Source organism: Micromonospora sp. NPDC005163, assembly GCF_053599835.1.
The window spans coordinates 51,348-77,480 of sequence record NZ_JBSFYP010000022.1 but is presented as its reverse complement, the minus strand read 5'-3'; the positions used below and the strand labels follow the sequence as shown (position 1 = coordinate 77,480).

19 protein-coding genes and 2 pseudogenes are annotated in these 26,133 nt (G+C 74.0%); 15 read left to right on the top strand and 6 right to left on the bottom strand.

Annotation, left to right across the window (positions count from 1 at the left end; translation table 11 throughout):
- The first annotated feature begins 77 nt into the window (after positions 1-77).
- The 3 genes and pseudogenes from ACWD6N_RS17280 to ACWD6N_RS17270 all read left to right on the top strand — a co-directional run bounded on the left by ACWD6N_RS17280 (position 78) and on the right by ACWD6N_RS17270 (position 4,594).
- Positions 78-1,961 carry an ABC transporter ATP-binding protein gene (locus ACWD6N_RS17280; RefSeq protein ID WP_354964968.1) on the top strand — a complete coding sequence of 628 codons (1,884 nt, stop codon included), beginning with the start codon at positions 78-80 and terminating at the stop codon, positions 1,959-1,961.
- The gene (locus ACWD6N_RS17275) at positions 1,958-3,745 is read left to right on the top strand and encodes an ABC transporter ATP-binding protein (RefSeq protein WP_354964967.1); all 1,788 of its coding nucleotides are present in this window, start codon (positions 1,958-1,960) and stop codon (positions 3,743-3,745) included. The genes ACWD6N_RS17280 and ACWD6N_RS17275 overlap by 4 nt, the downstream gene beginning before the upstream one ends.
- Positions 3,746-3,843: 98 nt before the next feature.
- Positions 3,844-4,594 (top strand): annotated as a pseudogene (locus tag ACWD6N_RS17270) (DUF2470 domain-containing protein).
- Positions 4,595-4,618: 24 nt separating this feature from the next.
- Here ACWD6N_RS17270 and ACWD6N_RS17265 read toward each other — a convergent pair.
- Genes ACWD6N_RS17265 through ACWD6N_RS17255 form a run of 3 tightly spaced genes read right to left on the bottom strand, consistent with a single transcriptional unit; the run spans position 4,619 to position 6,818 of the window.
- On the bottom strand, positions 4,619-5,215 hold the full coding sequence (locus ACWD6N_RS17265) for a TetR/AcrR family transcriptional regulator (RefSeq protein WP_354964966.1): 597 nt from the start codon (positions 5,213-5,215) through the stop codon (positions 4,619-4,621).
- 24 nt (positions 5,216-5,239) lie between these two features.
- Positions 5,240-5,995 (bottom strand): ABC transporter permease, encoded by a 756-nt coding sequence (locus tag ACWD6N_RS17260; protein ID WP_354964965.1) that lies wholly within the window; start codon positions 5,993-5,995, stop codon positions 5,240-5,242.
- 55 nt (positions 5,996-6,050) lie between these two features.
- Positions 6,051-6,818 (bottom strand): ABC transporter ATP-binding protein, encoded by a 768-nt coding sequence (locus tag ACWD6N_RS17255; RefSeq protein ID WP_354964964.1) that lies wholly within the window; start codon positions 6,816-6,818, stop codon positions 6,051-6,053.
- Positions 6,819-7,003: 185 nt separating this feature from the next.
- On the opposite strand from ACWD6N_RS17255, the pseudogene ACWD6N_RS17250 reads away from it, so the two are divergent.
- From ACWD6N_RS17250 to ACWD6N_RS17235, 4 genes and pseudogenes are all read left to right on the top strand, one after another.
- A pseudogene (locus ACWD6N_RS17250) lies at positions 7,004-7,690 on the top strand (phosphoribosyl-AMP cyclohydrolase); the annotation flags it as partial.
- A gap of 180 nt (positions 7,691-7,870) precedes the next feature.
- A complete protein-coding gene (hisI, locus tag ACWD6N_RS17245) occupies positions 7,871-8,305 on the top strand; it encodes a phosphoribosyl-AMP cyclohydrolase (RefSeq protein ID WP_354965121.1) in 435 nt (144 codons plus the stop codon).
- Positions 8,302-9,855, top strand: a complete 1,554-nt coding sequence (locus ACWD6N_RS17240) for an anthranilate synthase component I (RefSeq protein WP_450004981.1) — start codon at positions 8,302-8,304, stop codon at positions 9,853-9,855. The genes hisI and ACWD6N_RS17240 overlap by 4 nt, the downstream gene beginning before the upstream one ends.
- A 114-nt stretch (positions 9,856-9,969) precedes the next feature.
- Entirely contained in the window at positions 9,970-10,563 is a 594-nt protein-coding gene (locus tag ACWD6N_RS17235; RefSeq protein ID WP_354964962.1) for a Trp biosynthesis-associated membrane protein, read from the top strand.
- A 24-nt stretch (positions 10,564-10,587) separates the two neighbouring features.
- On the opposite strand, the gene ACWD6N_RS17230 is transcribed toward ACWD6N_RS17235, so the two are convergent.
- Entirely contained in the window at positions 10,588-10,857 is a 270-nt protein-coding gene (locus ACWD6N_RS17230; protein WP_210911902.1) for a hypothetical protein, read from the bottom strand.
- Between the two features lie 428 nt (positions 10,858-11,285).
- Between ACWD6N_RS17230 and trpC the strand changes: the two genes are divergently transcribed.
- Genes trpC through trpA form a run of 3 tightly spaced genes read left to right on the top strand, consistent with a single transcriptional unit; the run spans position 11,286 to position 14,170 of the window.
- Positions 11,286-12,089: an indole-3-glycerol phosphate synthase TrpC gene (gene trpC, locus ACWD6N_RS17225; protein ID WP_354965120.1), complete on the top strand. Its 804-nt coding sequence runs from the start codon at positions 11,286-11,288 to the stop codon at positions 12,087-12,089.
- Positions 12,090-12,127: 38 nt separating this feature from the next.
- Positions 12,128-13,366 (top strand): tryptophan synthase subunit beta, encoded by a 1,239-nt coding sequence (gene trpB / locus ACWD6N_RS17220; RefSeq protein ID WP_354964961.1) that lies wholly within the window; start codon positions 12,128-12,130, stop codon positions 13,364-13,366.
- Entirely contained in the window at positions 13,367-14,170 is an 804-nt protein-coding gene (gene trpA / locus ACWD6N_RS17215) for a tryptophan synthase subunit alpha (RefSeq protein WP_354964960.1), read from the top strand.
- 71 nt (positions 14,171-14,241) lie between these two features.
- Here the strand turns inward: trpA and ACWD6N_RS17210 are convergent, their stop codons facing one another.
- The gene (locus tag ACWD6N_RS17210; protein ID WP_354964959.1) at positions 14,242-14,781 is read right to left on the bottom strand and encodes an NUDIX hydrolase; all 540 of its coding nucleotides are present in this window, start codon (positions 14,779-14,781) and stop codon (positions 14,242-14,244) included.
- Between the two features lie 102 nt (positions 14,782-14,883).
- Here ACWD6N_RS17210 and lgt point away from each other — a divergent pair, with 102 nt between their 5' ends.
- Both lgt and ACWD6N_RS17200 read left to right on the top strand, forming a co-directional pair.
- Positions 14,884-16,071, top strand: a complete 1,188-nt coding sequence (gene lgt, locus ACWD6N_RS17205) for a prolipoprotein diacylglyceryl transferase (RefSeq protein ID WP_354964958.1) — start codon at positions 14,884-14,886, stop codon at positions 16,069-16,071.
- A 15-nt stretch (positions 16,072-16,086) separates the two neighbouring features.
- Positions 16,087-17,274, top strand: a complete 1,188-nt coding sequence (locus tag ACWD6N_RS17200; protein ID WP_354964957.1) for an FAD-dependent oxidoreductase — start codon at positions 16,087-16,089, stop codon at positions 17,272-17,274.
- A gap of 4 nt (positions 17,275-17,278) precedes the next feature.
- Here ACWD6N_RS17200 and ACWD6N_RS17195 read toward each other — a convergent pair whose 3' ends face one another.
- Positions 17,279-18,115, bottom strand: a complete 837-nt coding sequence (locus ACWD6N_RS17195; RefSeq protein WP_354965119.1) for a GNAT family N-acetyltransferase — start codon at positions 18,113-18,115, stop codon at positions 17,279-17,281.
- A gap of 153 nt (positions 18,116-18,268) precedes the next feature.
- Here ACWD6N_RS17195 and gltB point away from each other — a divergent pair, with 153 nt between their 5' ends.
- The 3 genes from gltB to ACWD6N_RS17180 all read left to right on the top strand — a co-directional run bounded on the left by gltB (position 18,269) and on the right by ACWD6N_RS17180 (position 26,114).
- On the top strand, positions 18,269-22,975 hold the full coding sequence (gene gltB, locus ACWD6N_RS17190; protein ID WP_354964956.1) for a glutamate synthase large subunit: 4,707 nt from the start codon (positions 18,269-18,271) through the stop codon (positions 22,973-22,975).
- Positions 22,968-24,491: a glutamate synthase subunit beta gene (locus tag ACWD6N_RS17185; protein ID WP_354964955.1), complete on the top strand. Its 1,524-nt coding sequence runs from the start codon at positions 22,968-22,970 to the stop codon at positions 24,489-24,491. The genes gltB and ACWD6N_RS17185 overlap by 8 nt, the downstream gene beginning before the upstream one ends.
- Positions 24,492-24,674: 183 nt before the next feature.
- On the top strand, positions 24,675-26,114 hold the full coding sequence (locus ACWD6N_RS17180) for an MFS transporter (RefSeq protein ID WP_354964954.1): 1,440 nt from the start codon (positions 24,675-24,677) through the stop codon (positions 26,112-26,114).
- The last annotated feature ends 19 nt before the right edge of the window (positions 26,115-26,133 follow it).

Sequence of the window (26,133 nt, the reverse complement as noted above, 5' to 3'; positions counted from 1 at the left end):
ATGCGGTCCGAGTCGGCAGGGGTGGTCCTGACCGGTAAGGATGAGGGAGATAATGATGGCTTACGGCGGGGGAGAGCGTGGCGAGCAAGACAAGTCGGGATGTGCTCGGCCGGGGGCTGGGGGTTCTCCGGCAGGCGATCCGGGAGCAGCCACGGATCTTCACGGTGGCGGTGGTCGGCAGCGTGCTGTTCGGCTCGATGGTCATCGTCAGCGCGTACGTGGTCGGCGGGGTCGTCGGCGACGTGGTGGTGCCGGCCATCGCGCGGGGCGAGGTGGCCACCGGCAGCCTGGCACTGGCCGCGATCGCCCTGTTCGGCATCAGCGTGCTGCGGGTGGTGGGCATCTTCGGCCGCCGGCTCGGCGCCGGTTACATGCAGTACCGCCTCCAGGCCGCGTACCGCCGCCGGGTCACCCGTCGCTACCTGGACCTGCCGCTGTCCTGGCACCACCGCAACGCCACCGGCACCCTGCTCTCCAACGCCAACTCGGACGTCGAGGCGGCCTGGTATCCGATCGCGCCGCTGCCCTTCGCGGTCGGCACCCTGGTGATGCTGGTCGGCGCGATCGTCTCGCTGTTCGCCACCGACTGGGCGCTGGCCCTGGTCGGCCTCGCGGTCTTCCCCGCGCTGTTCGCGCTCAACGTGGTCTACTCCCGCCGGATGGCGCCCAGGCAGGCCCGGGCGCAGCGGCTGCGCGCCGAGGTCAGCGGCATCGCTCACGAGAGCTTCGACGGCGCCCTGGTGGTCAAGACGATGGGCCGGGAGGCGCAGGAGACCGCCCGATTCGCCGGCCGGGCCGGTGAGCTGCGCGACGCGCTGATCTCGGTCGGCCGGCTGCGCGGCGTCTTCGATCCGCTGCTGGAGACGCTGCCCAGCCTCGGCACCCTGGCCGTGCTGGTGGTCGGGGCGTTCCGGCTGCGCCAGGGCGCGATCAGCGTCACCGAGCTGGTCAGCGTGGCCTTCCTCTTCACCGTGCTGGCCTTTCCGGTGCGGGCCATCGGCTGGGTGCTGGCCGAGCTGCCGCGCAGCGTCGCCGGCTGGGACCGGGTCCGCCGGGTGCTCGACGCCACCGGCGAGATGCCGTACGGGCGGCGGGTGCTCGACCCGGCCACCTCGGGCCCGGCCACCCTCAGCTTCACCGACGTGCACTTCTCCTACCCGCCGGCCGAGGCGCACCAGCCCGGCGTGCAGGTGCTCGGCGAGGTGGGCTTCACGGTGCCCGCCGGACGGACGGTGGCCCTGGTGGGGCCGACCGGCGCCGGGAAGTCCACCATCGCCTCGCTGGCGGTGCGCCTGGTCGACCCGGACGCCGGCATCGTCACGCTGGACGGCGTGGACATGCGCGAGCTGACCGCCGCGTCGCTGGCCGGCACGGTCGCCCTGGTCGCCCAGGTGCCGTTCGTCTTCGACGACACGGTCCGCGCCAACATCGCCCTCGACCGGCCGGGCATCGACGACGAGGACGTCTGGGCGGCACTGCGGCTGGCCGAGGCGGACGGGTTCGTCGCGGCGCTGCCGGAGGGTCTGGACACGATGGTCGGTGAGCGGGGCACCTCGCTCTCCGGCGGGCAGCGGCAGCGGCTCACCCTGGCCCGCGCGCTGGCCGGCCGGCCGCGCCTGCTGGTGCTCGACGACGCGACGAGCGCGGTGGACCCCCGGGTGGAGGCGGCCATCCTGGCCGGGCTGCGCTCGTCGGCGGGTGAGCCCGGCGTGCCGGCGGCGTCGATCCTGGTGGTGGCGTACCGCCGGGCCACCATCGCACTGGCCGACGAGGTCATCTACGTGGAGCAGGGGCGGGTGATCGCGCGGGGCACGCACAGCGAGCTGTTGGCCACCGTGCCCGGCTACGCCGACCTGGTCACCGCCTACGAGCAGGCGGAGGTCGACCGCGCGCAGGAGCGTCCGTACGAGGACGAGGTCGCGCCGCTGCCCTCGGGCCTGGAAATCGAGGTGGACCGGTGACGACAACGGCGAGTACTGATGAGCGGGACGAGCGGGTCGAGACGACCTGGCAGACCCTGCGGCGAGGGTTGTCGCTCTCGCCGGAGCTGCGGACCGGGCTGGCGGGCACCCTGGCCCTGGCGCTGGTCTACATGGTGGGCCGGGTGGCCGTGCCGGTCGCCGTGCAGCAGGGCATCGACCGCGGCATCGTCGGCGGTCTGAACCTGAACTTGGTCTGGTCGGTGGTGGTGATCACCGCCGCGATCCTCACGGTGACCACGCTCTGCGGCTACCTGATGATGCGCCGGTTGTTCACGGTCAGTGAGACGGCGCTGGCCAACGTGCGGACGAGGGCGTTCCGGCACGTGCACGACCTGTCGATGCTGCACCAGCAGTCGGAGCGGCGCGGCTCGCTGGTCTCGCGGGTGACCAGCGACGTCGACCAGATCACCCAGTTCCTCCAGTGGGGTGGGGTGATCCTGCTGGTCAACCTCGGCCAGCTGGTGGTCACCACGATCGTCATGCTGGCGTACTCCTGGCAGTTGACCCTGGTGGTGCTGGTGGCGTTCCTGCCGGCGGTGTTCATCATCCGGCAGTTGCAGCGTCGCCTCGGCGCGGCGTACGCGACGGTGCGTCAGCGCACCGGCACGCTGCTCGGCGCGATCGGCGAGAGCGTGGTGGGCGCGCCGGTGATCCGGGCGTACGGCATCGCGGGGCGCACCGCGCGGCGGCTGGACGACGCGATCGACAGCCAGCGCCTGGCGCAGCAGCGGGCGATCCGGATCAGCATCGTGGGCAGCTCGGTCGGCGAGCTCGCCGCCGGGGTGGCGCTGGCTGGCGTGGTGGTGCTCGGGGTGACGCTGGGGGTGGACGGCACGCTGTCGATCGGCCAGCTGACCGCGTTCCTCTTCCTGGTGACGCTCTTCATCCAGCCGGTGCAGATCGCCACCGAGGTGCTCAACGAGGCGCAGAACGCGATCGCGGGCTGGCGCCGGGTGCTCGACGTGCTGGACGTCGCCCCGGACGTGGCTGACCCGGGGGAGCAGGGGCGGGAGCTGCCGGGCGGGCCGCTGGACATCAGGTTCGCCGGGGTGCGGTTCGCCTATCCGGGCGGTCCTCCGGTGCTGCACGACATCGACCTGGACATCCCGGCGAAGAGCCGGGTGGCGGTGGTCGGCGAGACCGGCAGCGGCAAGACCACCTTCGCCAAGCTGCTGACCCGGTTGATGGATCCGTCGGCGGGCGCCGTGCTGCTGTCCGGGGTGCCGCTGGCGGAGGTCCGGTTCGACTCGCTGCGCTCGCGTGTGGTGATGGTCCCGCAGGACGGGTTCCTCTTCGACGCGACGGTGGGGAACAACGTCCGGTTCGCCCGGCCGGAGTTGACCGACGAGCAGCTCAGCGTCGCCTTCACGGAGCTGGGCCTGGCGGACTGGTTGGACGGCCTGCCGGCCGGCCTGGACACGCCGGTCGGCGAGCGCGGTGAGGCGCTCAGCGTCGGGGAACGGCAGCTGGTCGCGCTGGCGCGGGCGTACGTGGCCGACCCGGACCTGCTGGTGCTGGACGAGGCGACCAGCGCGGTGGACCCGGCGACCGAGGTGCGCCTGCAACGCACTCTGGACGCGGTCACCCGAGGTCGGACCACCCTGGCCATCGCGCACCGGCTCTCCACGGCGCAGGCCGCCGACGAGGTGATCGTGGTGGATCGGGGGCGGGTCGTGCAGCGCGGCCCGCACGACGAGCTGGTCCGCGACGCCGACTCGGTCTACGGCCTGCTCTACGCCTCCTGGCTGGAGCAGACCCGGTAACGGAGCGGTACCCACCTGCGGCTTGATGGCTGGACGCCGCCGGCCGGGTGCTCTACGCTCCGGGTTAGGTAAGCCTAACCTCTGAAGGAGGTCGCGCCATGCGGCCCAGCCCCGCCGAGATCGTTCGTACCCTCGTCGCCGGCCGGCTGCCCGGTCTCGTCCACCTGGCCCACCGGCCGGGCCCGCACCACGCCCGGCACGTGACCGACGCGGACGGTCGGGTGCTGCTGCTGGTCCCGGTGGCCAGCCACCTGGCCGCCGCGCTGCGGCCGGCCGCCGGGGGCAGCGACGTCGCGGTGGTGCTCGACGTGCTCGACCTGCCGCCCGCCGCCGGCGCACCGGGGCTGGGACGGGCCTGGGTCTCCGGCTGGGCAGCCGAGCTGCATGGCGCCGAGGCCCGCCGCGCGGCGGTCGACTTCGCCGCGGTGGAGCCGACCGGCGACCTGCTCGACCTGGGGCGTCCGGTTCCGGCTGTTCCGCTTCGAGGTGGTCGAGGTCCGCTGGGAACGCGCCGGCGTCGTGCAGCGGATCGACCCGGGGGAGTACGCCGAGGCCGAGCCGGACCCGGTGCATCCGGTCGAGGCGCGGCTGCTGGCCGACCTCACGGAGCGCGACGCCGGCCAGGTGGCCGCGTACCTGCGCCGGCAGCTCGGGTTGACCGAGCAGACCCCGGACGGGCCGCCCCGGGTGGTGCGCATCGACCGCTACGGGCTGGTGGTCGCTCTCGGCCGCCCCGGCGCCCGGCGGCGGGTCCGGCTCGCCTTCCCGTGCCCGGTGGCCGACCCGGACGATCTGGTCCGGCTGCTGCCGCCGCTGCGCCACCGTGCCGAGGTCCGCCCGCCGGGCTGACCACTCGCCGGAAGCGCTGACGGTCTAGCTCGGCAGCGGCCCGGTCAGGTAGCGCTGCACGGTCGGGCCGATGGCCGCGACCAGCGTCTCCGGGTCGGCGGAGGCGACCGGCTCCAGCCGGATCACGTGCCGCATCATGCCCAGCCCGATCAGCTGGGTGGCGACCAGCGAGCCGCGTAGCGGCAGCTCGGTCGGCTCGACGTCGAGCTGGTCGATCACCCGGCGCAGCACCTGCGTCGTGATGAACTCACGCAGCAGTCGGGCCGTCCACTCGTTGCTCACCGCGGAGCGCAGCAGGGCCACCCCGGCGCTGCCGGCCGGCGAGTCCCAGACGCCGAGGAAGGTGCGGACCAGCCGTACGCCGATGCCGTCCTGGCCGCCCGCGAGCACCTTCGGCACCACCTCTCCCGGGTCGACCGGGAAGTTCATCGCGGCCAGGAAGAGCTGGTCCTTGCTGCCGAAGTAGTGGTGCACCAGCGCCGGGTCCACCCCGGCGGTGCCGGCGATGGCGCGGATCGAGGCGGCGTCGAAGCCGCGCTCGGCGAACGCCGCCCGCGCCGCGTCGAGGATCGCCTCGCGGGTGCCCTGATTGCCGGGTCGCCGGCCGGTCCGCCGCGCCATCGCCGCCCTTCGTTCGCCCGCCGGTCAGCCGCTGCGCCGGCGCAGGGTGGCCGCCGCGAGCACCAGCGCCAGCACCACCGCGCCGAGCACCACCACCACGTCCCGCCACATCGTCCCGGTCGGCTCGGCGTTGGCGCCGACCTCCTGCAACGCCTCGACGGCGTACGACAGGGGGAAGGCGTCGCTGAGCGCCTGGAGCCAGCCGGCCATCTCGTCGCGGGCCACGAACAGCCCGCAGAGCAGCAGCTGGGGGATCACCACGACCGGCAGGAACTGTACTGCCTGGAACTCGGTGCGGGCGAAGGCGCTGCAGAACAGCCCGAGGGCGACGCCGAGCACGGCGTCGATCACGGCGATCCCGATCACCAGCCCGCTGCTGCCGGCGGTGTCCAGGTCGAAGATCCAGTACGCCACCCCGGCGGCGACGGCGGCCTGCGCGGCGGCGGCCAACCCGAACGCGATGCCGTAGCCGAAGAGCAGGTCGAGCTTGCCCAGCGGGGTGGTGAGCAGTCGCTCCAGGGTGCCGGAGGTGCGCTCGCGGAGCATGGCGATGCTGGTCACCAGGAACATGATCACGAACGGGAAGATGCCGAGCATCACCAGCGCGACCCGGTCGAACGTCGACGGCTGCCCGGGCGGGGTCGGCTGGTCGGCGTACATGAAGTAGACCAGGGTGAGCAGGGCGGACGGCACCGCCACGAGCAGCGCGATGGTGCGCCGGTCGTGCCGGAGCTGGCGCAGGATGCGGCCTGTGGTGGCCGCCAGGATCCGCGGGTTCATGACATGCCTCCAGTTCGCGGCCGCGGGACCCGCGGGCCGGGTGCTCTCCTCGCGTTCACGACGCGTCCCGTCCGGCCGTGGCGTCGGCGGGGCCCGCCGCCTCCGCGGGACCCGGCTCGCCGGCCCGGATCAGCCGCAGGAACGCCTCGTCGAGGTCGTCCACGCCAGCGGCGGCGCGGATCGCGGCCGGGCTGTCGTCGGCGATCAGCCGGCCCTCCCGGATCAGCAGCAGCCGGTCGCAGCGGGCCGCTTCGTCCATCACGTGGCTGGACACCAGCAGGGTGGTGCCCGTGGCGGCCATCGCGTGGAACCGGGCCCACAGGTCGGCCCGCAGCACCGGGTCCTGACCGACGGTGGGCTCGTCGAGGATGACCAGCTCGGGCTCGCCGACGAGGGCGCAGGCCAGGGACGCCCGGCTGCGCTGGCCGCCGGACAGGGTGCCGACCAACTGGCCGGCCGCCCGGGCCAGCCCGACGTCGCTGATCGCCTGGTCCGCCTCGGCGCGACCCCGCCCGTGCAGGGCCGCGAAGTATCGGGCGTTCTCCCGCACGGTCAGGTCGGCGTAGATGCTCGGCGCCTGGGTCAGGTAGCCCACCTGGTGCCGCAGCGCGGGCGAGCCGGCCGGCTGGCCCAGCACGGTGACCGTCCCCCCGGTGACCACCTGCACCCCGACGACCGCGCGCATGAGCGTCGTCTTGCCGCTGCCACTGGGGCCGAGCAGCCCGGTCACGGCACCGCGCGGGACGGTGCAGCTGATGCCGTCCAGCACCCGCCGCCCGCCCCGGTCGACCTTCAGGTCGCGGACCGCTATCGCGTCGTCCATCACGTACCTCCGGGGAAACTCATCATCTGTTGAACTCAACGCTAGATGAGATACCGGCGCCGGCGCAACGATCGACTCCCGCGTATCGCCGCGCCGAGTGTGAGAACGGGCAGTAGCCCCCGGACCGGACATCAGGTCCGGCAACGGGCATTGCGCACCGATGGGGCGTACGGCACGATGACGCCGTGGATCACGCTCCGTTACCGGACAGCGGGTTTCTCGAGGACTGGGCCGCGCGGTTGCGGCAGGCGGCCGAGCGACCTGTCGTCGGCATCCTCCTGCGCGGAAGTCACGCCCGGCGGGCCGCCACCGCGCACAGCGACGTCGACCTCGACGTGCTGGTCGGCGGCGCCCCGTACGAGGCCCGCAGGGCGTACCTGGCCGAGTCCGCGGGCCGGCTCACCCACGTCTCGGTGGCCGCGCGGGACGTCCGCTCCTGGGTGCACCGGCTGGGTGAGCCGGCCGACTGGGCATTCGGGCTGCCGGTCACCGCACCGGCGCGACTGCTCTGGGCCGACCCGTACTGGCGGCGCCGAATCGACCTTCCGGTGCTCTGCCAGCCCGCCGAACCGCCCCGGCTGGAGGAGCTGATCGCCACGCTGGGTAAGGCTGCCGCCGCCCGGGCCGCCGACGACCGCCTCGGGGTCCGGCTCGCCGTGGCCGACCTGGCCCGGCTCTGCCCCTCCGTGCTGCGCCCGGCCAACCCGTCGGTACGGGTGTTCTCCCGCCGGGCGGCCTTCGCGGCGGCCCTGGAGCTGCCGGTCGCCCCGCCCCGCTACCGGGACGACATGCTGCTCTGCCTCGGGCTGCGTCCGGGCTCCACCGGGCAGCTCTGGGCGGCCGCCGTGCGACTGGTCGCCGGAACGCTGCCGCTGATCCGCCCGTACGCCGAGCAGATCGCCGAAGCGGCCGGCAGCGACCTGGCCGACGCCCTGGTCGACGGCCGGCTGGACCGTTACGTCGCTCAGCTGGCCCGGCCCTCCAGCCACCCGCCGCAGCCTCGGCGGGAGCCGTCGCTGGTACCCGCGCCGCGTGCGGGACAATGGGTCACTGTGCCCGTACCTGACGCGCCGGTGACCGGCGTCCCCAGCGATCCGACCGGCCCGACGGCGCCCGTGCCGGCCTGCCCGTCCCAGCTCGACCCGGCCATCGCGGCCCGCCTGCGCCGCACCGCCGACGGCCTGGTCGCGGCCGTGGTCCGCGCGCACGACACCGGCGAGGTGCTGATGGTCGCCTGGATGGACGACGAGGCGCTGCACCGCACCCTCACCACCGGCCGGGCCACGTACTGGTCGCGCAGCCGGCGCGAGTACTGGGTCAAGGGCGCCACCTCCGGGCACCACCAGTACGTCCGCTCGGTGGCGCTGGACTGCGACGGGGACGCGCTGCTGGTCAGCGTGGACCAGGTCGGCGCCGCCTGCCACACCGGACACCGGACGTGCTTCTTCACCGAGCTGCCCGTCACCGGTTCCGAGGCACGCGCATGACCGACGGCGCGGTGAGCCCCGACCTGGCCACCTTCACCGAGCTGGCCGCCCACTGGCGGGTCGTGCCGGTCACCCGGCGGCTGCTGGCCGACGCGGAGACCCCGGTCGGGGTCTACCGCAAGCTGGCCGGCGGGCCCGGCACCTTCCTGCTCGAATCCGCCGAGCAGGGCGTCGGCTCCGCCGGCATGGCCTGGTCGCGGTACTCGTTCATCGGGGTACGCAGCAGCGCCACGCTGGTCGCGCGGGACGGCGTGGCGAGCTGGCTCGGCCAACCGCCGGCCGGGCTGCCCACCGATGGTGATCCGGTGCGGGTGCTGCGGGAGACCGTCGCGGCTCTGGCCGGCCCTTCCGGCGACCCGTCCAGCGGCCTGCCGCCGCTGACCGGCGGCATGGTCGGCTACCTCGGCTACGACCTCGTCCGCCGCTTCGAGCGGCTGCCCGAGCTGACCGAGGACGACCTGGGCGTGCCGGAGCTGGGCATGATGCTCGCCACCGACCTGGTGGTGCTCGACCACTACGACGGTTCGGCCCTCCTGGTCGCGAACGCGGTGCTGCCGCCGATGGACGCTCCGGGCCGCGCCGCGGAGGTCACCGCCGCGTACCACCACGCGGTGGGCCGGCTGGACGCGATGACGACCGCGCTGTCCCGGCCCATCCCGCCGATGATCTCCACCGTCGAGCGCCCGCCGGCCGGTGAGGTGCTCTGCCGCACCCCGGACGGGGGCTACCCGAAGGCGGTGGAGGCGGCCAAGGAGGCGATCCGGGCCGGCGAGTGCTTCCAGATCGTGCTTTCCCAGCGCTTCGAGCGGTCGACGCACGCCGATCCGCTGGACGTGTACCGGGTGCTGCGCACCAGCAACCCCAGCCCGTACATGTACCTGCTGCGCTTCGACGGTTTCGACATCGTCGGTTCGTCGCCGGAGGCGCACCTGAAGGTCACCGGCGGTGCGGACGGGCGGCGCCGGGCGCTCCTGCACCCGATCGCCGGCACCCGGCCGCGCGGCGGCACGCCGGCCGCCGACGCCGGGCTCGCCGCCGAACTCCTCGCCGACCCGAAGGAGCGCGCCGAGCACGTGATGCTGGTCGACCTCGGCCGCAACGACCTGGGCCGGGTCTGCCAGCCGGGCAGCGTGGAGGTGCCCGAGTTCGCCACCATCGAGCGGTACAGCCACGTGATGCACATCGTCTCCACCGTGACCGGCACGCTGCGTGACGATCGCATCGCGTTCGACGCGCTCGCCGCGACGTTCCCGGCCGGCACGCTCTCCGGTGCGCCGAAGGTGCGGGCCATGGAGATCATCGAGGAGCTGGAGCCGGTCCGCCGCGGCCTCTACGGGGGCACGGTCGGCTACTTCGGCTTCGGCGGCGACCTGGACATGGCGATCGCCATCCGGACCGCGTTGATCCGTGACGGCCGGGCCTACGTGCAGGCCGGCGCGGGGGTGGTCGCCGACTCGGACCCGGCCGCGGAGGACCAGGAGACCCGCAACAAGGCCGCCGCCGTGCTGGCCGCGATCGCGGCCGCCGAGACGTTGCGGCCGGCCCGGTGAGCGCGAGGAGTGCAGCGCAGCGGAGCCCCGCAGTCGCGAACGAAAGGTGGGCCCGGTGAGCGCGAGGAGTGCAGCGCAGCGGAGCCCCGCAGTCGCGAACGAAAGGTGGGCCCGATGACCGGCCCGACGCAACCGCCGGACCGGGCCGTGGCGGGTCGGCGTCAGCTGACGTACGCCGTGCTGCTCTGCCTGGCCGGCGCCGGCCTGGCGCTGTGGGCGTCGACCCGGAGCTGGTCGGTTGAGCTGACCGCCCGCCCGGCGCCGCTGCCGCCGGTCCGCGACGCCCGTAGCGGCGCTGCTCTGCTGCCGTGGCTGCCGGCGCTGGCCCTGGTCACGCTGGCCGGCGCGGGCGCGGTGCTGGCCACTCGCGGCCGGGCGCGGCGGCTGCTGGGCGTTCTGCTCGGCGCGCTCGGTCTGGCCGTGGCGGCCGGCGGCGGGTACGGGCTGGTCACCGGCCTCGACGGCGTGGTTAGCCGGCAGTGGCCGGCGCTCTGTCTGCTCGGCGGCCTGCTGGCCGTGGCGGGTGGCGGGTGGACCGCGCTGCGGGGCGGCGGCTGGCCGGCGATGGGCGCCCGGTACGAGCGGCCGGCGCGGACCAGCACGCAGGGCCCGCCTCCGGAGGCCGGACCGGCCGGACCGATGGCCGGGCGGCGAACCACCGAGGCGTGGGACGCGCTGGACCGGGGCGAGGACCCCACGGCCGGCTGACCTGACGGCCGGTGTGGCCGGGCGTCAGCCGACCGGCTGACGCTCCCGCTGCTGGCGGCGGGCGGCGGCGCGGGCGGCGGTCAGCTCGGCCACCAGCCGGTCCAGTTCGGCGCGCTGGTCGGCGCGGGCCCGGTCGGCGCAGACCGCCTCCCAGGCGTTGCCGCGCGCGGTCCGCATCCGCCCCTCGCCGACCACGGCCCGTTCAAGTGTGTGCACCACCCCCACGGCGAGCGATGCCACCGTCCGAGAGAGGGTGGTCAGCCCGATGCTCGGGGTCGGCTCGGAAATGCTCATGGTCACCTCGCACGAGGAGTTGGCGACGGTCGGGCAGGCGCGGCATCGAGTCTGCCTGAGGACGATGCTGGCCGGCTGACGTTTCGCCGGAGTGACCGCCCGGTCAACTGTCCCGCCTCGGCCGTGACCAGGCACCGGCCGTTCGGCCTTGAGCTTGCTCACAGCATCGACAATTATCATTGTTGTCGCTGGTCGGGTGGCATGATCGATGGATTGACGCCGGAGGTGGCGCTGAGTGACATCCCCTTCACGGCAAGTCGGCCATTATGCCGCAGGCCTTTTCGTGAGCAGCGCCATACCCCCGGCTCCCGGCTCAGGTCGGCTGCCCCTAGCATCGGCCCATGACACCCGGAGAGGGGAGTCCGATGGTGACTGATGAGCATGCGCACGCGGAGGGGGACGACGCCGGTCAGGCAGCGTCCGTAAGCGTGCTCGACGAGATCCTGGCTGGCGTACGCGAGGACGTCGCCCGGCGCCAGGAACAGGTTCCGCTGGAGCGGATCCGTGAACTGGCTGCGGCGGCGCCGCCGCCGCTGGACGCGTACGCTGCGCTGCGCAAGCCCGGCGTCGCGGTGATCGCCGAGGTGAAGCGCTCCTCGCCGTCCAGGGGCCGCCTGGCCGAGATCGCCGATCCGGCCGACCTCGCCGTCGACTACGCCTCCGGCGGAGCGCGGGCGATCAGCGTGCTCACCGAGGGCCGCTGGTTCGGCGGCTCGCTGGACGACCTGGCGGCCGTCCGGGCCGCGGTCTCCGTGCCGGTGCTGCGCAAGGACTTCGTGGTCTCCAGCTACCAGGTGCACGAGGCGCGCGCGCACGGCGCCGACCTGGTCCTGCTGATCGTCGCCGCGCTAGAGCAGAACGTGCTGATGGGCCTGCTGGAGCGGATCGAGTCGCTGGGCATGACGGCGCTGGTCGAGGTGCACGACGAGGAGGAGGCCGACCGGGCCCTGGAGGCCGGCGCGCAGGTGATCGGGGTCAACGCCCGTGACCTGCGTACCCTGGAGGTCGACCGGTCGGTGTTCGAGCGGATCGCGCCCGGCCTGCCCAGCAGCGTCGTCAAGATCGCCGAATCTGGCGTCCGCGGCCCGCACGACCTGATCCGGTACGCCTCCGCCGGCGCCGACGCGGTCCTGGTCGGTGAGGGCCTGGTCACGCAGAAGAGCCCCCGGGAGGCGGTGGCCGAGCTGGTCAACGCCGGCAATCACCCGGCAACGCCCCGGCCGGTGCGCTGACCTCGCACCGGTCTGACGCCCCACCGAGAGGATGTCCGATGAGCAGCGACGCGCTGGCCCCGGCGGCCGGTACGCAGCCCGACTCCGCCGGCCACTTCGGCCGCTTCGGCGGTCGATTCGTGCCTGAGGCCCTGGTGGCCGCGCTGGACGAGCTCAACGAGGCGTGGCGCACGGCGATGGCGGACGAGTCCTTCCGGGCCGAGTTCGGCGCGCTGCTGCGCGACTACGCCGGTACCCCGTCGCTGCTCTACGAGGCCCGGCGGTTCTCCGCGAAGGTCGGCGCGCGGGTGCTGCTCAAGCGCGAGGACCTCAACCACACCGGGGCGCACAAGGTGCGCAACGTGCTCGGCCAGGCGCTGCTCACCAAGCGGATGGGCAAGACCCGGGTGATCGCGGAGACCGGCGCGGGCCAGCACGGCGTGGCCACCGCGACGGCCGCCGCCCTGTTCGACCTGGAGTGCGTGGTCTACATGGGCCAGGTCGACACCGAGCGGCAGGCGCTCAACGTGGCCCGGATGCGGATGCTGGGCGCCACCGTCATCCCGGTCACCACCGGCTCGCGCACCCTGAAGGACGCGATGAACGAGGCGATGCGCGACTGGGTGGCCAACGTCGACGAGACGCACTACCTGATCGGCACGGCCGCCGGGCCGCACCCGTTCCCGGCGATGGTCCGCGACTTCGTCCGCGGCATCGGCGACGAGGCCCGCCAGCAGTGCCTGGACCTCACCGGCGCCCTGCCGGACGCGGTCACCGCCTGCGTCGGTGGCGGTTCCAACGCCCTGGGCATCTTCCACGCCTTCGTGGGCGATGAGGACGTGCGGCTGTACGGCTTCGAGGCCGGCGGCGACGGGGTGGCCACCGGCCGCCACGCGGCCAGCATCACCGGCGGCTCTGCGGGTGTGCTGCACGGCACCCGCACCTACGTGCTGCAGGACGCCGACGGGCAGACGCAGGAGTCGCATTCGATCTCCGCCGGGCTGGACTACCCGGGCGTCGGGCCCGAGCACGCCTGGCTGCACGACACCGGCCGGGCCAGCTACCAGCCGGTCACGGACGACGAGGCGATGGCCGCGTTCGAGCTGCTCTGCCGCACCGAGGGGATCATCCCGGCGATCGAGAGCGCACACGCGCTCGCCGGCACCGTCACCCTGGCCCCGAAGCTCGCCGCCGAGCTGGGCCGGGCGCCCACCATCGTGGTCAACCTCTCCGGGCGGGGCGACAAGGACGTGCACACCGCCGGTGACTACTTCGGCATCCTCGACAAGGAGCGGTGAATGAGCCGGATCGGGGTGGCCTTCGACAAGGCACGAGCCGACGGGCGGGCCCTGCTGGTCGGCTGCATGCCGGCCGGGTTTCCGACCGTCGAGGGCAGCATCGCGGCGATGACCGCGATGGTCGAGGCCGGCGTCGACGTCATCGAGGTGGAGATTCCATACTCCGACCCGGTGATGGACGGGCCGGTCATCCAGAAGGCCAGTGACATCGCGCTGGCCGGTGGGGTACGCACCGCGGACACGCTGCGGATCGTCGAGGCGGTCGCGGCCACCGGCGCCCCGGTGGTCACGATGACCTACTGGAACCCGGTCGAGCGCTACGGCGTGGACGCGTTCGCCCGCGATCTCGCCGCCGCCGGCGGGACGGGCCTGATCACCCCGGACCTCATCCCCGACGAGGCGGACGAGTGGCTGGCCGCCTCGGACGCACACGGGTTGGACCGCACCTTCCTGGTCTCGCCGTCGTCCACCGACGCCCGCCTGGAGATGACCGTGCGGCACTGCCGGGGCTTCGTCTACGCCACCGCTGTGATGGGTGTGACCGGGGCTCGGGCGCAGACCTCCGACGCCGCCCCGACGCTCGTCTCCCGGGTACGCGCGGTCACCGACCTGCCGGTCGGTGTCGGTCTGGGCGTGGGCACCGGTGCGCAGGCCGGCACCGTCGCCGGGTACGCCGACGGAGTGATCGTCGGCAGCGCGCTGGTCCGCTGCGTGCTCGATGCGCCCTCCGAGGCCGACGGACTGACCGCCCTGCGCACCCTGAGCGCCGAGCTCGCCGAGGGCGTCCGCACACCCACCCGTTGACCGCTGGGCGGCCTCACATGAGTGACGCCTCCCGGGCAGGTGACCACGGGTTACCTCGCGCTCCGGAGCGGTCAGGGCCGAAGTGACGGGTCCGTCGCCGCCTCGCCACGTTGCTCCGGTGGCTGCCCCACGACCGGCCGTCCGTCGTGGCCGGGCACTGGCTGGCCGTCGTGGCCGCGCAGCACGCCGGAGAGGCCGGCGGCCGCGTCGGTGACGGCGGCCCGGGTGAGTGGGGTGACCGACTCGGGCAGCGCGGCGGGGGCGTGCCAGGACAGCCGGCAACCCGGCGGCGGGTCGGCGACCGGTCGGACCTCGGCCGCGCGGGCCCGGAACACGTGCACCAGGACGTCCGGCAGCGGCCCGGCGCGCCCGGCCGGCTTGCTCGCCGCGGGACTGGTCAGGTGGTAGACGCCGACGAGGTCGAGCAGCTCGATCTCCCAGCCGGTCTCCGCGCGAATGTCCCGCAGCGCCGCCTGGACCGGGCTCTCCGCCGGGCGCAACCGCCCACCGGGCAGCGCGTACCGGCGATCGCCCCGGCCCTGCCGGCAAAGCAGCACCCGGCCGGCGTCGTCGGTGACGACTGCGGCGACCGCCCAGGTGAGCGTGCTCATGGACAAAGAGCGTACGGCGGTGCAAACCAGAAGTCACCGAGATGCGGGCGCAGCCGGCCCGGGGTGCCGCTTCGGGGGTGCGCAGCGGTAGCGTGTGCACCCGTGACCCTCGCCTCGCTGTCCCCCCAGGCGGCCCTGCCCAGTCCCAGCACCGCGGTCTGGCAGCTCGGGCCGGTGCCGATCCGGGCGTACGCACTGTGCATCATCCTCGGCATCGTGCTGGCCTGCTGGGTGACCGAGCGTCGCCTGCGTCAGCGCGGCGTCGCGCCGGGAGCGGTGCTCGACATCGCCGTCTGGGCGGTGCCCACGGGCATCATCGGCGCCCGGATCTACCACGTGATCACCTCCCCCGAGAAGTACTTCGGGGCCGGCGGTGACCCGATGAAGGCGTTCGCCATCTGGGAGGGCGGTCTCGGCATCTGGGGCGCGGTCGCCGGTGGCGCCATCGGCGCCTGGATCGCGGCCCGGCAGCTCGGGATCCCGTTCGGCGTGGTGGCCGACGCGCTGGCCCCCGGGCTGCCACTGGCCCAGGCGGTCGGCCGGTTCGGCAACTGGTTCAACAACGAGCTGTTCGGCGCCCGGACCACCCTGCCGTGGGGCCTGAAGATCCACCGGATGGACCCGGACAACCCGGGGCACGCGCTGCGCGACGACGCCGGCCAACCGATCCTCGAACCGGGCCTGTACCAGCCGACCTTCCTCTACGAGGCGCTGTGGAACCTCGGCGTGGTCGCTCTGGTCCTCGTCCTCGACCGGCGGCTGAAGCTCGGCCGGGGCCGGGCGTTCGCGCTCTACGTGATGGGTTACACCGCGGGCCGGTTCTGGATCGAGCTGATGCGCACCGACGAGGCGAACCAGATCCTCGGCGTACGGCTCAACGTGTGGACGGCCGCCCTGGTCTTCCTCGGCGCGTTGATCTACTTCGTGCGGGTCCGCGGCCCCCGGGAGTACCTGATCCCGCTCGGTGCGGCGGCGACGCCGACCCCGCCCACCACGTCCGACCTGTCCCAGGTCGACCTCTCCGAGCGGGAGACGGCGGCCCGCGCCGCCGCGCCGGAGGGTTACCGCGTGGTCAGCGAGGAGCAGTACCAGGCCTGGCGGGACAGCGGCGTCGTGCCGCCCGAGCCGGCCGCCGAGGGCGACGACCGGCCCGACGACGGCGAGCCGCTCGGCGGGGCGGTGCCCGGCGACGAGCCGCCGGTCGACGACCAGACGGCGGACGGTACGCCGGAACCCCGCGACGACCGGGCCGACGCCGCGGGCGCGCGCCCCGCCGACCGGGACAGCTGAGCGGGGGCGGCACCGATGCGAAGCGCGGTGGTCGTCGGCGCCGGGGTCGGTGGCCTCGCGGTCTCCGGCGCGCTGGCCCGCTCCGGCTGGCAGGTCACCCTGCTGGAACGCGCCGAGCGCGTCCGCCCCGAGCCGACCGCCGTGGTGCTCTGGCCCAACGGTGTCCGCGCCCTGCAGGCCCTCGGTCTCGGCGCTGGCCTGGCCGCGATCGCCACGCCGTTGCCCGACGGCGGGGTCCGGCGCCCGGACGGGCACTGGCTGGTGCAGCCCCGGCCCATCCCGGCCGACCGGATGCCGGTTGTGGTGCACCGCGAAGACCTGCACGACGCGTTGATCGCCGGGCTCGGCGACCGGGTCGAACTCCGCACCGGCGTGACCGTGCGCCACGTCCGGGCCGAGCCGGGCGAGCGCCCGGCCGTCGGCGACGGACGGCACACCATCGAGGCGGACCTGGTCATCGCCGCCGACGGCACGGACAGCGGCATCCGCCGCCAACTCGCCCCCGAATCCCGGGTCGTCAGCTCCGGCTGCGCCGCCTGGCGGGCCGTCATTCCCTGGTACCGGGCACCCCGCCTGCCCGCCGACCAGCCGCTCGCCGGCGAGGTTCTCGGCGCGGGCTACCGGTTCGTGGCCACCTCGCTCGGTGAGCGCGGCTCCTCGGGCGGATCCACCCGGGGCGGCATCTACTGGGTGGCCACCGCCGCCGGCGCGCCCCGCCCCGAGCCGCCGGAGACCCAGCTCGCCCTGCTGCGCCGCTGGTACGCCGGCTGGCCGGAGCCGATCGGCGCGTTGCTCGACGCCACCGACCCGGCGGACCTGGTCCAGCAGGAGGTCCGCGAGCTGCGCCCGCTGCCCCGCGCGTACGGCTTCCCGGCCGGGCCGGGCGGGGTGGTGCTGCTCGGCGACGCGGCGCACGCCATGCCGCCGCACCTCGGCCAGGGCGCCTGCCTCGCCTTCGAGGACGCCGCCACGCTCGCCTCCCTGCTGCGCGAGGCACGGCTGCCCGACGCCGTTCAGGCGTACGACCGGGTGCGCCGCCCCCGGACGGCGACCGTGGTCCGGCAGACCCGGCGGATGTCGGCGGTGCTCCAGACCCGGGGCCGGCTGGCGCTGCGCGCCCGGGACGCCGCCCTCGGCACGATCAACTCGCGGTTGCTCTCCAGCGCCGCGGCCTCCGCCGCCCAGTGGCGGCCACCCGCCTGATCCGTCAGGGGATGAGCGCGGTGGGCTCGGCGATGCAGGCGGTGCCGATTCGACGGAAGCCGACCCGCAGGTAGACCCGGGCGATCTCCTCGCTGCCGGCGGAGAGGAAGACCAGGTCGGTGCCCGCCGCGAGCAGCTCCCGGGCGATGGTGGCGGTCAGCGCGGCGCCCAGCCCGCGCCGCCGGGCGGCCGGCAGGGTGGCCACCCCGGCGATCTCGGCGACGTCGTCCACCCGCATCGCCATGCCGCCGGCCAGAGCGCCCTCGGTCGGCGTGCCGGCCAGCGCGGAGATCCGCCGGCCGTCGGCGACCCTGGTCCGTTCCTCGTCCAGCGCGGCCAGCTCCAGCTCACTGATCGCGGCGTCCCGCTCGGCCGGGCCGGCGTCGCCCGACGCGGTGCCTGCGGCGGCGAACGACACCGCGGCGACCGCCCGCCGGGCGGCCACGTCGGCGGCGAAGCCGGGTGAGTCCGCCGCCAGCACCCGCACCGGTACGTCGGAGAGCGTCGCCGGGTCGGGCAGCGCGGCCGGGTCGAGCACCATCAACGGCGCCTCCAGCACGCTCAGCCCCGCCGAGCGGGCCACCGCCAGCAGCTCCGGGGTCGTCTCGTGCACCCACTCGAACGCTTCCGGCAGGCCCAGCTCCCGCTGCCGTTCACGGACCGAGGTGATGTCGGCCAGCGACGGCGGCTCGGTCGCGTCGAGCCGGGGCCGGGCGTAGAACGGCCAACCGGCGCCGTCGCGGACGAACAACGCCAGACCGCCATGCTCCTGCACAGCCGCGACGTCGCGGGGCACCGCGTCGTAGAAGCGTTCCAACCGGCCGAAGATGTCCTTGTGCAGCGGATCCACCGCGCGAGACTACACGTCCCAGACTCTGGACGGTGTGATCAATCTTGAGTGGCCTTGCGGCCCCCGCCCTAACGTAGACTCAATAGACCCACGGGCCGACGTCGTCCCCACCATGCTCCAACCTGAGTGACGACAGGAGGCCCGGTGGCTCAGCCGTACCCGCGCAAGTCACAGCCGTACCCGCACAGCCCGCAGGCGTCCCCGACGCCCGGCCCCCGCCCGTCCGCCCAGGGCCTCTACGACCCGGCGCAGGAACACGACGCCTGCGGAGTGGCCTTCGTAGCGGACCTGCACGGCCGGCGTTCACACGCGGTCGTCGCGAACGGGCTCGGCGCGCTCTGCCGGCTGGACCATCGGGGCGCCCGCGGCGCGGAGCCCAACACCGGCGACGGCGCGGGCATCATGATCCAGGTCCCGGACGCGTTCCTGCGCGCCGTGGCGGACGTCGCGCTGCCACCGGCCGGCGAGTACGCCACCGGCCTGGTCTTCCTCCCCGACGATGACGCGGCGGAGGCCCGCGCCCGCCGGGTGGTCGAGAAGTACGCGCTCGTCGAGGGCGCCGACGTGCTCGGCTGGCGGGACGTGCCGACCGACCCGACCGGGCTCGGCGAGACCGCCCTGGCGGCGATGCCCCGGGTCCGGCAGCTCTTCCTGGCCGCGCGCCGGCTCACCGGCTCGCCTGCCGGGCCGGCCGGTTCCGCGCTGCGCGACGTCGAGCTGGACCGGGTGGCGTTCTGCCTGCGCAAGCAGGCCGAGCGGGAGACCGCCGAGCGGGGCGTGCCGGCGTACTTCCCGTCGCTGTCCAGCCGGACCATGATCTACAAGGGGATGCTCACCCCCGACCAGTTGCCGGCGTTCTACCCGGACCTGCGGGACGATCGGGTGCACAGCGCGATCGCGCTGGTGCACTCCCGGTTCTCCACCAACACGTTCCCGTCCTGGCCGCTGGCGCACCCGTACCGGTTCATCGCGCACAACGGCGAGATCAACACGATCCGCGGCAATCGCAACTGGATGCAGGCCCGCGAGGCGCTGCTGCGTTCGCCGAACGTGCCCGGCAACATCCGACGGGTCTTCCCGGTCTGCACCCCCGGCGCCTCCGACTCGGCGAACTTCGACGAGGTCCTGGAACTGCTGCACCTGGCCGGGCGGAGCCTGCCGCACGCGGTGCTCATGATGATCCCCGAGGCCTGGGAGAACGACCCCGGCATGCAGCCGGACAAGCGCGCCTTCTACCGCTTCCACGCGAGCCTGATGGAGCCGTGGGACGGCCCGGCGTCGGTGGCCTTCACCGACGGCGAGATCGTCGGCGCGGTGCTGGACCGCAACGGGCTGCGCCCGGGGCGCTGGTGGCGTACGGACGACGGGCTGGTGGTGCTCGGCTCCGAGGCGGGCGTGCTCGACCTCGACCCGGCCCGGGTGATCGCCAAGGGGCGGCTCCAGCCCGGGAAGATGTTCCTGGTCGACACCGTCGCCGGTCGGATCGTGCACGACGAGGAGATCAAGTCCGAGTTGGCCGCCGCGCAGCCGTACGGCGAGTGGCTGCACGCCGGGCTGATCGAGCTTGACGACCTGCCGGCCCGCGAGCACACCGTCTACACCCACGACTCGGTCCGTCGCCGCCAGCAGACGTTCGGCTACACGCAGGAGGAGCTGAAGATCCTCCTCGCGCCGATGGCCCGCACCGGCGCCGAGCCGCTCGGCTCGATGGGCACGGACACCCCGATCTCGCCGCTGTCCACCCGGCCGCGGCTGCTCTACGACTACTTCCACCAGCTCTTCGCCCAGGTCACCAACCCTCCGCTGGACGCCATCCGGGAGGAGTTGGTGACCAGCCTGGCGTCGACGATCGGGCCGGAGGGCAACCTGCTCGACCCGGGCGCGGCGAGCTGCCGGCAGATCGTGCTGCCGCACCCGATCATCGACAACGACGAGCTGGCGAAGATCCTCTCCATCGACGACGACGGCGACCTGCCCGGCTTCAAGGCGGTCCGGGTCTCCGGGCTGTACCGCATCCGGGAGGGCGCCGCCGGGATCAAGGCGCGACTGACCGAGATCTGCCGGCACGTCTCCGAGGCGATCGAGGACGGCGTCCGCATCCTGGTGCTCTCCGACCGGGACTCCAACGCCGACCTGGCGCCCATCCCGTCGCTGCTGCTCACCGCCGCCGTGCACCAGCACCTGGTCCGCGAGCAGACCCGCACCCAGGCGGCGCTGATCGTGGAGTCCGGCGACTGCCGGGAGGTGCACCACGCGGCGGTGCTGATCGGCTACGGCGCGGCGGCGGTCAACCCGTACCTGGCCTTCGAGTCGGTGGAGGACATGATCGCCACCGGCGCGCTGGTCAACGTGGAACCGGCCGCCGCCGTACGCAACTACGCAAAGGCGCTCGGCAAGGGCGTACTGAAGATCATGTCGAAGATGGGCATCTCGACGGTCTCCTCGTACTGCGGGGCGCAGGTCTTCGAGGCGGTCGGCCTGGACACCCGGCTGATCCAGCGCTACTTCCGGGGAACCCCCAGCCGGATCGGCGGGGTGGGGCTGGCCGGCGTCCACGCCGAGGTCGCCGCCCGGCACGCGCTGGCCTGGCCGCCGGCGGGCACTCCGGCCTCCGACCGGCTCGAGGTCGGCGGCGAGTACCAGTGGCGCCGCGAGGGTGAGCTGCACCTGTTCAACCCGGAGACGGTCTTCCTGCTCCAGCACGCCACCCGCAGCCGGCAGTACGACATCTTCCGGCAGTACACCGCGAAGGTCGACGAACTCGCCGCGCGGGCGGGTTCGCTGCGCGGGCTGTTCACCCTACGTACCGGCGTTCGACCGGCGGTGCCGATCGAGGAGGTCGAGCCGGCGACCGAGATCGTCAAGCGGTTCGCCACCGGCGCCATGTCGTACGGGTCGATCTCCGCCGAGGCGCACGAGACGCTCGCCATCGCGATGAACCGGCTGGGCGGCAAGTCCAACACCGGCGAGGGCGGCGAGGACGTCGAGCGGCTGCACGACCCGGCCCGCCGCTCCGCGGTGAAGCAGATCGCGAGCGGCCGTTTCGGCGTCACCAGCGAGTACCTGGTCAACGCCGACGACCTCCAGATCAAGATGGCCCAGGGCGCCAAGCCCGGCGAGGGCGGGCAGCTGCCCGGCAACAAGGTCTGGCCGTGGATCGCCCGGACCCGGCACGCCACCCCGGGCGTCGGTCTGATCTCCCCGCCGCCGCACCACGACATCTACTCCATCGAGGACCTCGCCCAGCTGGTGCACGACCTGAAGTGCGTCAACCCGGCCGCCCGGGTGCACGTCAAGCTGGTCAGCGAGGTCGGCGTCGGCACCGTCGCCGCCGGGGTGGCCAAGCTCAAGGCGGACGTCATCCTGATCTCCGGCCACGACGGGGGCACCGGGGCGTCCCCGATGAACTCGCTCAAGCACGCCGGCACCCCCTGGGAGCTGGGGTTGGCCGAGGCGCAGCAGACGCTGCTGCTCAACAAGCTGCGCGACCGGGTCACCGTGCAGGTCGACGGCCAGCTCAAGACCGGCCGGGACGTCCTGGTCGCGGCGCTGCTCGGCGCGGAGGAGTTCGGCTTCGCCACCGCGCCGCTGATCGTCGCCGGCTGCGTGATGATGCGGGTCTGCCACCTGGACACCTGCCCGGTCGGCATCGCCACCCAGAACCCGGTGCTGCGGGAGCGGTTCACCGGCACCCCGGAGTTCGTGGAGAACTTCTTCCTGTTCCTCGCCGAGGAGGTCCGCGGCTACCTCGCCGAGCTGGGTTTCCGCTCGATCGAGGAGGCGATCGGCCAGACCGAGCTGCTCGACGTGGCCCCGGCGGTGACGCACTGGAAGGCGCACGGGCTGAACCTGGCACCCGTACTGCACCTGCCGGAGCTGCCCGCCGGCGCCGCCCGGCGGGGGGTGCGCGCCCAGGACCACGGCCTGGAGCACGCCCTCGACAACGAGCTCATCGCGCTGGCCCGTCCGGCGCTGTCCGAAGGCGCGCCGGTGCGGGTCGAGGTGGCGGTGCGCAACGAGCACCGCAGCGTCGGCGCCATGCTCGGCGGCGAGGTGACCCGCCGCTTCGGCGGTGCCGGCCTGCCCGACGACACCATCGAGTTCGTGCTGCACGGCACCGCCGGGCAGTCGTTCGGCGCCTTCCTGCCGCGTGGGGTGACCCTGCGGCTGCACGGCGACGCCAACGACTACGTGGCCAAGGGCCTCTCCGGCGGACGGATCATCGTCCGTCCGGACGCCGCCGCGCCGTTCCTCGACGCCGACGCCGAACCGGGGGCGCGGGCCGAGGACCAGATCATCGCGGGCAACACCATCCTGTACGGGGCCACCGCGGGTGAGGTCTTCCTGCGCGGCCGGGTGGGGGAGCGCTTCGCGGTGCGCAACTCCGGCGCGGTCGCCGTGGTCGAGGGCGTCGGCGACCACGGCTGCGAGTACATGACCGGTGGGACGGTGGTGGTGCTCGGAGCGACCGGCCGCAACTTCGCCGCCGGGATGTCCGGCGGCACGGCGTTCGTGCACCAGTTGGACCGGGCCCGGGTCAACGTGGAGCTGGTCGACCTGGCGCCGCTGGGCGAGCAGGAGCAGGCGCTGCTGCACGAGTTGATCCAGCGGCACGTGGCCGAGACCGGCTCCGCGGTCGCCGAGGAACTGCTCAAGCGCTGGCCGGAGGCGGTGGCGGAGTTCACCGCGGTGGTGCCCCGCGACTACCGCCGGGTACTGGAGATCATGAGGGCCGCCGAAGCCGCCGGCCGCGACGTCGACGACGCGGTGATGAGCGCACTCAGCGCGCCGTCATCCGCACCGGTACCGCCCTCTCCCCGGGTGGCGGCCCAGGAGGTGGCTCGTGCCTGACCCGAACGGTTTCCTGCGCTACGACCGGCGACTGCCGGCCCGCCGCCCGGTGCCGGTGCGGATCGGCGACTGGCGCGAGGTGTACCCGCCGGCCGGCGAGGACCTCGTACGCGAGCAGGCCACCCGCTGCATGGACTGCGGCATCCCGTTCTGCCACAGCGACACTGCCGGCTGCCCGCTGGGCAACCGGATCCCGGACTGGAACGACCTGGTCCGCACCGGCAACTGGGACGCCGCGGTGGAGTCGCTGCACGCCACCAACAACTTCCCGGAGTTCACCGGCCGGCTCTGCCCGGCACCCTGCGAGGCGGCCTGCGTGCTCGGCATCGCCGGCGGCCAGCCGGTGACCATCAAGCAGGTCGAGGTGGAGATCGCCGACGCCGCGGCGGCGCGCGGGTTCGCGCCTCGCCCTGTGCCGGCGCCGTCCGGCCGGTCGGTCGCCGTGGTCGGTTCCGGGCCCGCCGGCCTGGCCGCCGCCCAGCAGCTGGCCCGCGCCGGTCACGCGGTGACGGTGTACGAGCGCGACGACGCGATCGGCGGCCTGCTCCGGTACGGCATCCCCGACTTCAAGCTGGAGAAGCGGCACATCGACGCCCGGCTGGCCCAGCTCGCCGCCGAGGGGGTGCGCTTCCGCACCGGGGTGAACGTCGGGGTGGACGTCACCGCCGAGCAGTTGCGCGCCGAGCACGACGCGGTGCTGCTGGCCTGCGGCGCCTTGCAGGGCCGGGACACTCCGGAGACCCCGGGCCGGGCGCTGCGTGGCGTACACCAGGCGATGGCGCACCTGGTCGCCGCGAACCGTGTGGTCGCCGCCGCGGCCGCGGCCGGTGCGGACCGCCCGTCCGTCGCGGTGCTGCCGGACGGCACCCCGATCGACGCGGCCGGCAAGCACGTCGTGATCATCGGCGGTGGTGACACCGCGGCCGACTGCCTCGGCGTCGCGCACCGGCAGGGCGCGGCCGGCGTGCACCAGCTCGACCTGTACCCGCAGCCGCCGCGAGAGCGCGACGAGGCGCGGGACCCGTGGCCGACCTGGCCGTGGATCCTGCGCAGCTACCCGGCGCACGAGGAGGGCGGCGAGCGGGTCTTCGCCGTGGCGGTGCAGGAGTTCGTCGACGACGGCACCGGTCAGGTGCGGGCGGTGCGGATCGCCGAGGTGACCGTGGAGAAGCGCGACGGCCGGCGGGTGGTCACCGTGGTGCCCGGCTCGGAGCGGGAGCTGCCGGCGGACCTGGTGCTGCTGGCGATCGGCTTCGAGGGCACCGAGCAGCAGCCACTGCTGGCCCAGTTCGGGGTCACCCGTAATCCCCGGGGCGCCGTCGACGCAGGGGACGACTGGCAGACGGGAGCCGACGGAGTGTTCGTCGCCGGTGACATGCACCGCGGCGCTTCGCTGATCGTCTGGGCCATCGCCGAGGGGCGTGCCGCCGCCGCCGCCATCCACGGCTACCTCGGCGGTCCCGGCCCGCTGCCGGCCCCGGTCGCCCCGGCCGCGCAGCCGCTCGCCGCGCGCTGACCCAGGGCGTAACCGGAATATCTGGCCGGCGCGGGTGTCTACCGCGCCGGCCGGTCGGGGTGGGTCGGTGAGGCCGGTCACGAATATGGGCAGATCGGTTCAACTGCCGCAAGAATTGTCGGCTGCCGGGCCGCGCCGCGATCGGGCGTGATCATCATGCTCGATCGCACGGGAGGGTTCGTCGTGGCCAAAGGTGCCACCTTCGCCGCGCTGCGCCACCGGAACTACCGGATCTGGGCGCTCGCCGGGTTCGTCTCCGTCATCGGCACGTGGATGCAGGTCCTCGGAGTCAACTGGTACGTGCTGAAGGAGACCGGCTCGGCGACATCCATGGGTTTCGCCGTGCTGCTCCAGGCCGCGCCCACGCTGCTGCTCAGCCTCTGGGGCGGTGTGCTGGCCGATCGGGTCCCCGCCCGCCCTCTGCTGATCACCGCCCAGGTGGCCCACGCGACGCTCGCCGCGGGGTTGGCGGCGGTCGCCCTGACCGGTGTCGGCGGCCTGCCGCTGATCTTCACCATCTCCCTGCTCACCGGCGCCGTCTCGGCGATCGAGGGCCCGGTGATGGGACGTTGGTCCTCCACGCTGGTGGACCGGGAGACACTCGGCAACGCGCTGGCGCTCGGCTCGCTCACCAACTCCGCCGGCCGCATCCTCGGCATGAGTCTCGGCGCCGTCGTGGTGGCCGCCGTCGGCCCCGCGCTGCTCTTCGGCATCAACGCGGTGAGCTTCCTCGCCGTGGTGGTGGCGCTCTTCGGCGTACGCCAGGGGGCGTTGCACGGCCACCAGGTGGCGGCGCCGGACGGCGGCCGGAGCCACGGCGGCGTCCGCGCCGGGTTCGCCTACCTGCGCGGGCAGCCGGTGCTGCTGCTCGCCCTCGCCCTGGCGTTCGTGCTCGGCAGCCTGGGACGCAACTACCAGGTGACGATGGCGGCGATGAGCGAAGGCCCCCTCGACGCCGGGGCGTCCGGCTACGGCCTCCTGTCGACCGTCTTCGCGGTCGGGACGGTCCTGGGTGCGCTCGCCGCGGCCCGCCGGCGTGACCTGGGCTACCGGACCCTGGTCGCCGCGGGCCTGCTGGCCAGCACGCTGCAGATCGTCGCCGGTCTCGCTCCGGGCACCTGGAGCTTCGCGGCGGTGATCCTGCCGATCGCCGCCGCCGCGGTGGTCATCGACACTACCGTCGGCACCCGCGCCCAACTCGACACCGACGGCGCGATGCGGGGTCGGGTACTCGCCGCGCTAGCGGTCACCGGCTCGGTCTCCGCCGCGGTCGGCGCGCCGCTGCTCGGCTGGCTCTCCGAACACGCCGGGCCCCGGCAGACGCTCGTCCTGGCCGGATCGGTCGCGGCGATCGCCACCGTGGCGGCGGCGGTCGCGCTGGATCAGCAGCGCGGTCGCCGGCTGCGGCCGGGGCTCACCCTCGCGCTGGTCGTGCCGCCGCTGGGGCGGCCGGTACGGCGGGTGGTGCGGACGGCGGCCCGCATCGCCCGGCCCGCCGTAGCGGTCGGCGGCGGCCCGTTGACGCCGCGGCCGGTCCCGACACCGGCCGGCGACAATCGGCAAGCCGTCGGGGTGTGCTCGGCCGATCTGACCGATCCGGCTCTCGCGCCCACCTGCCGCTGAGACAGCGGCCCGATCCGGG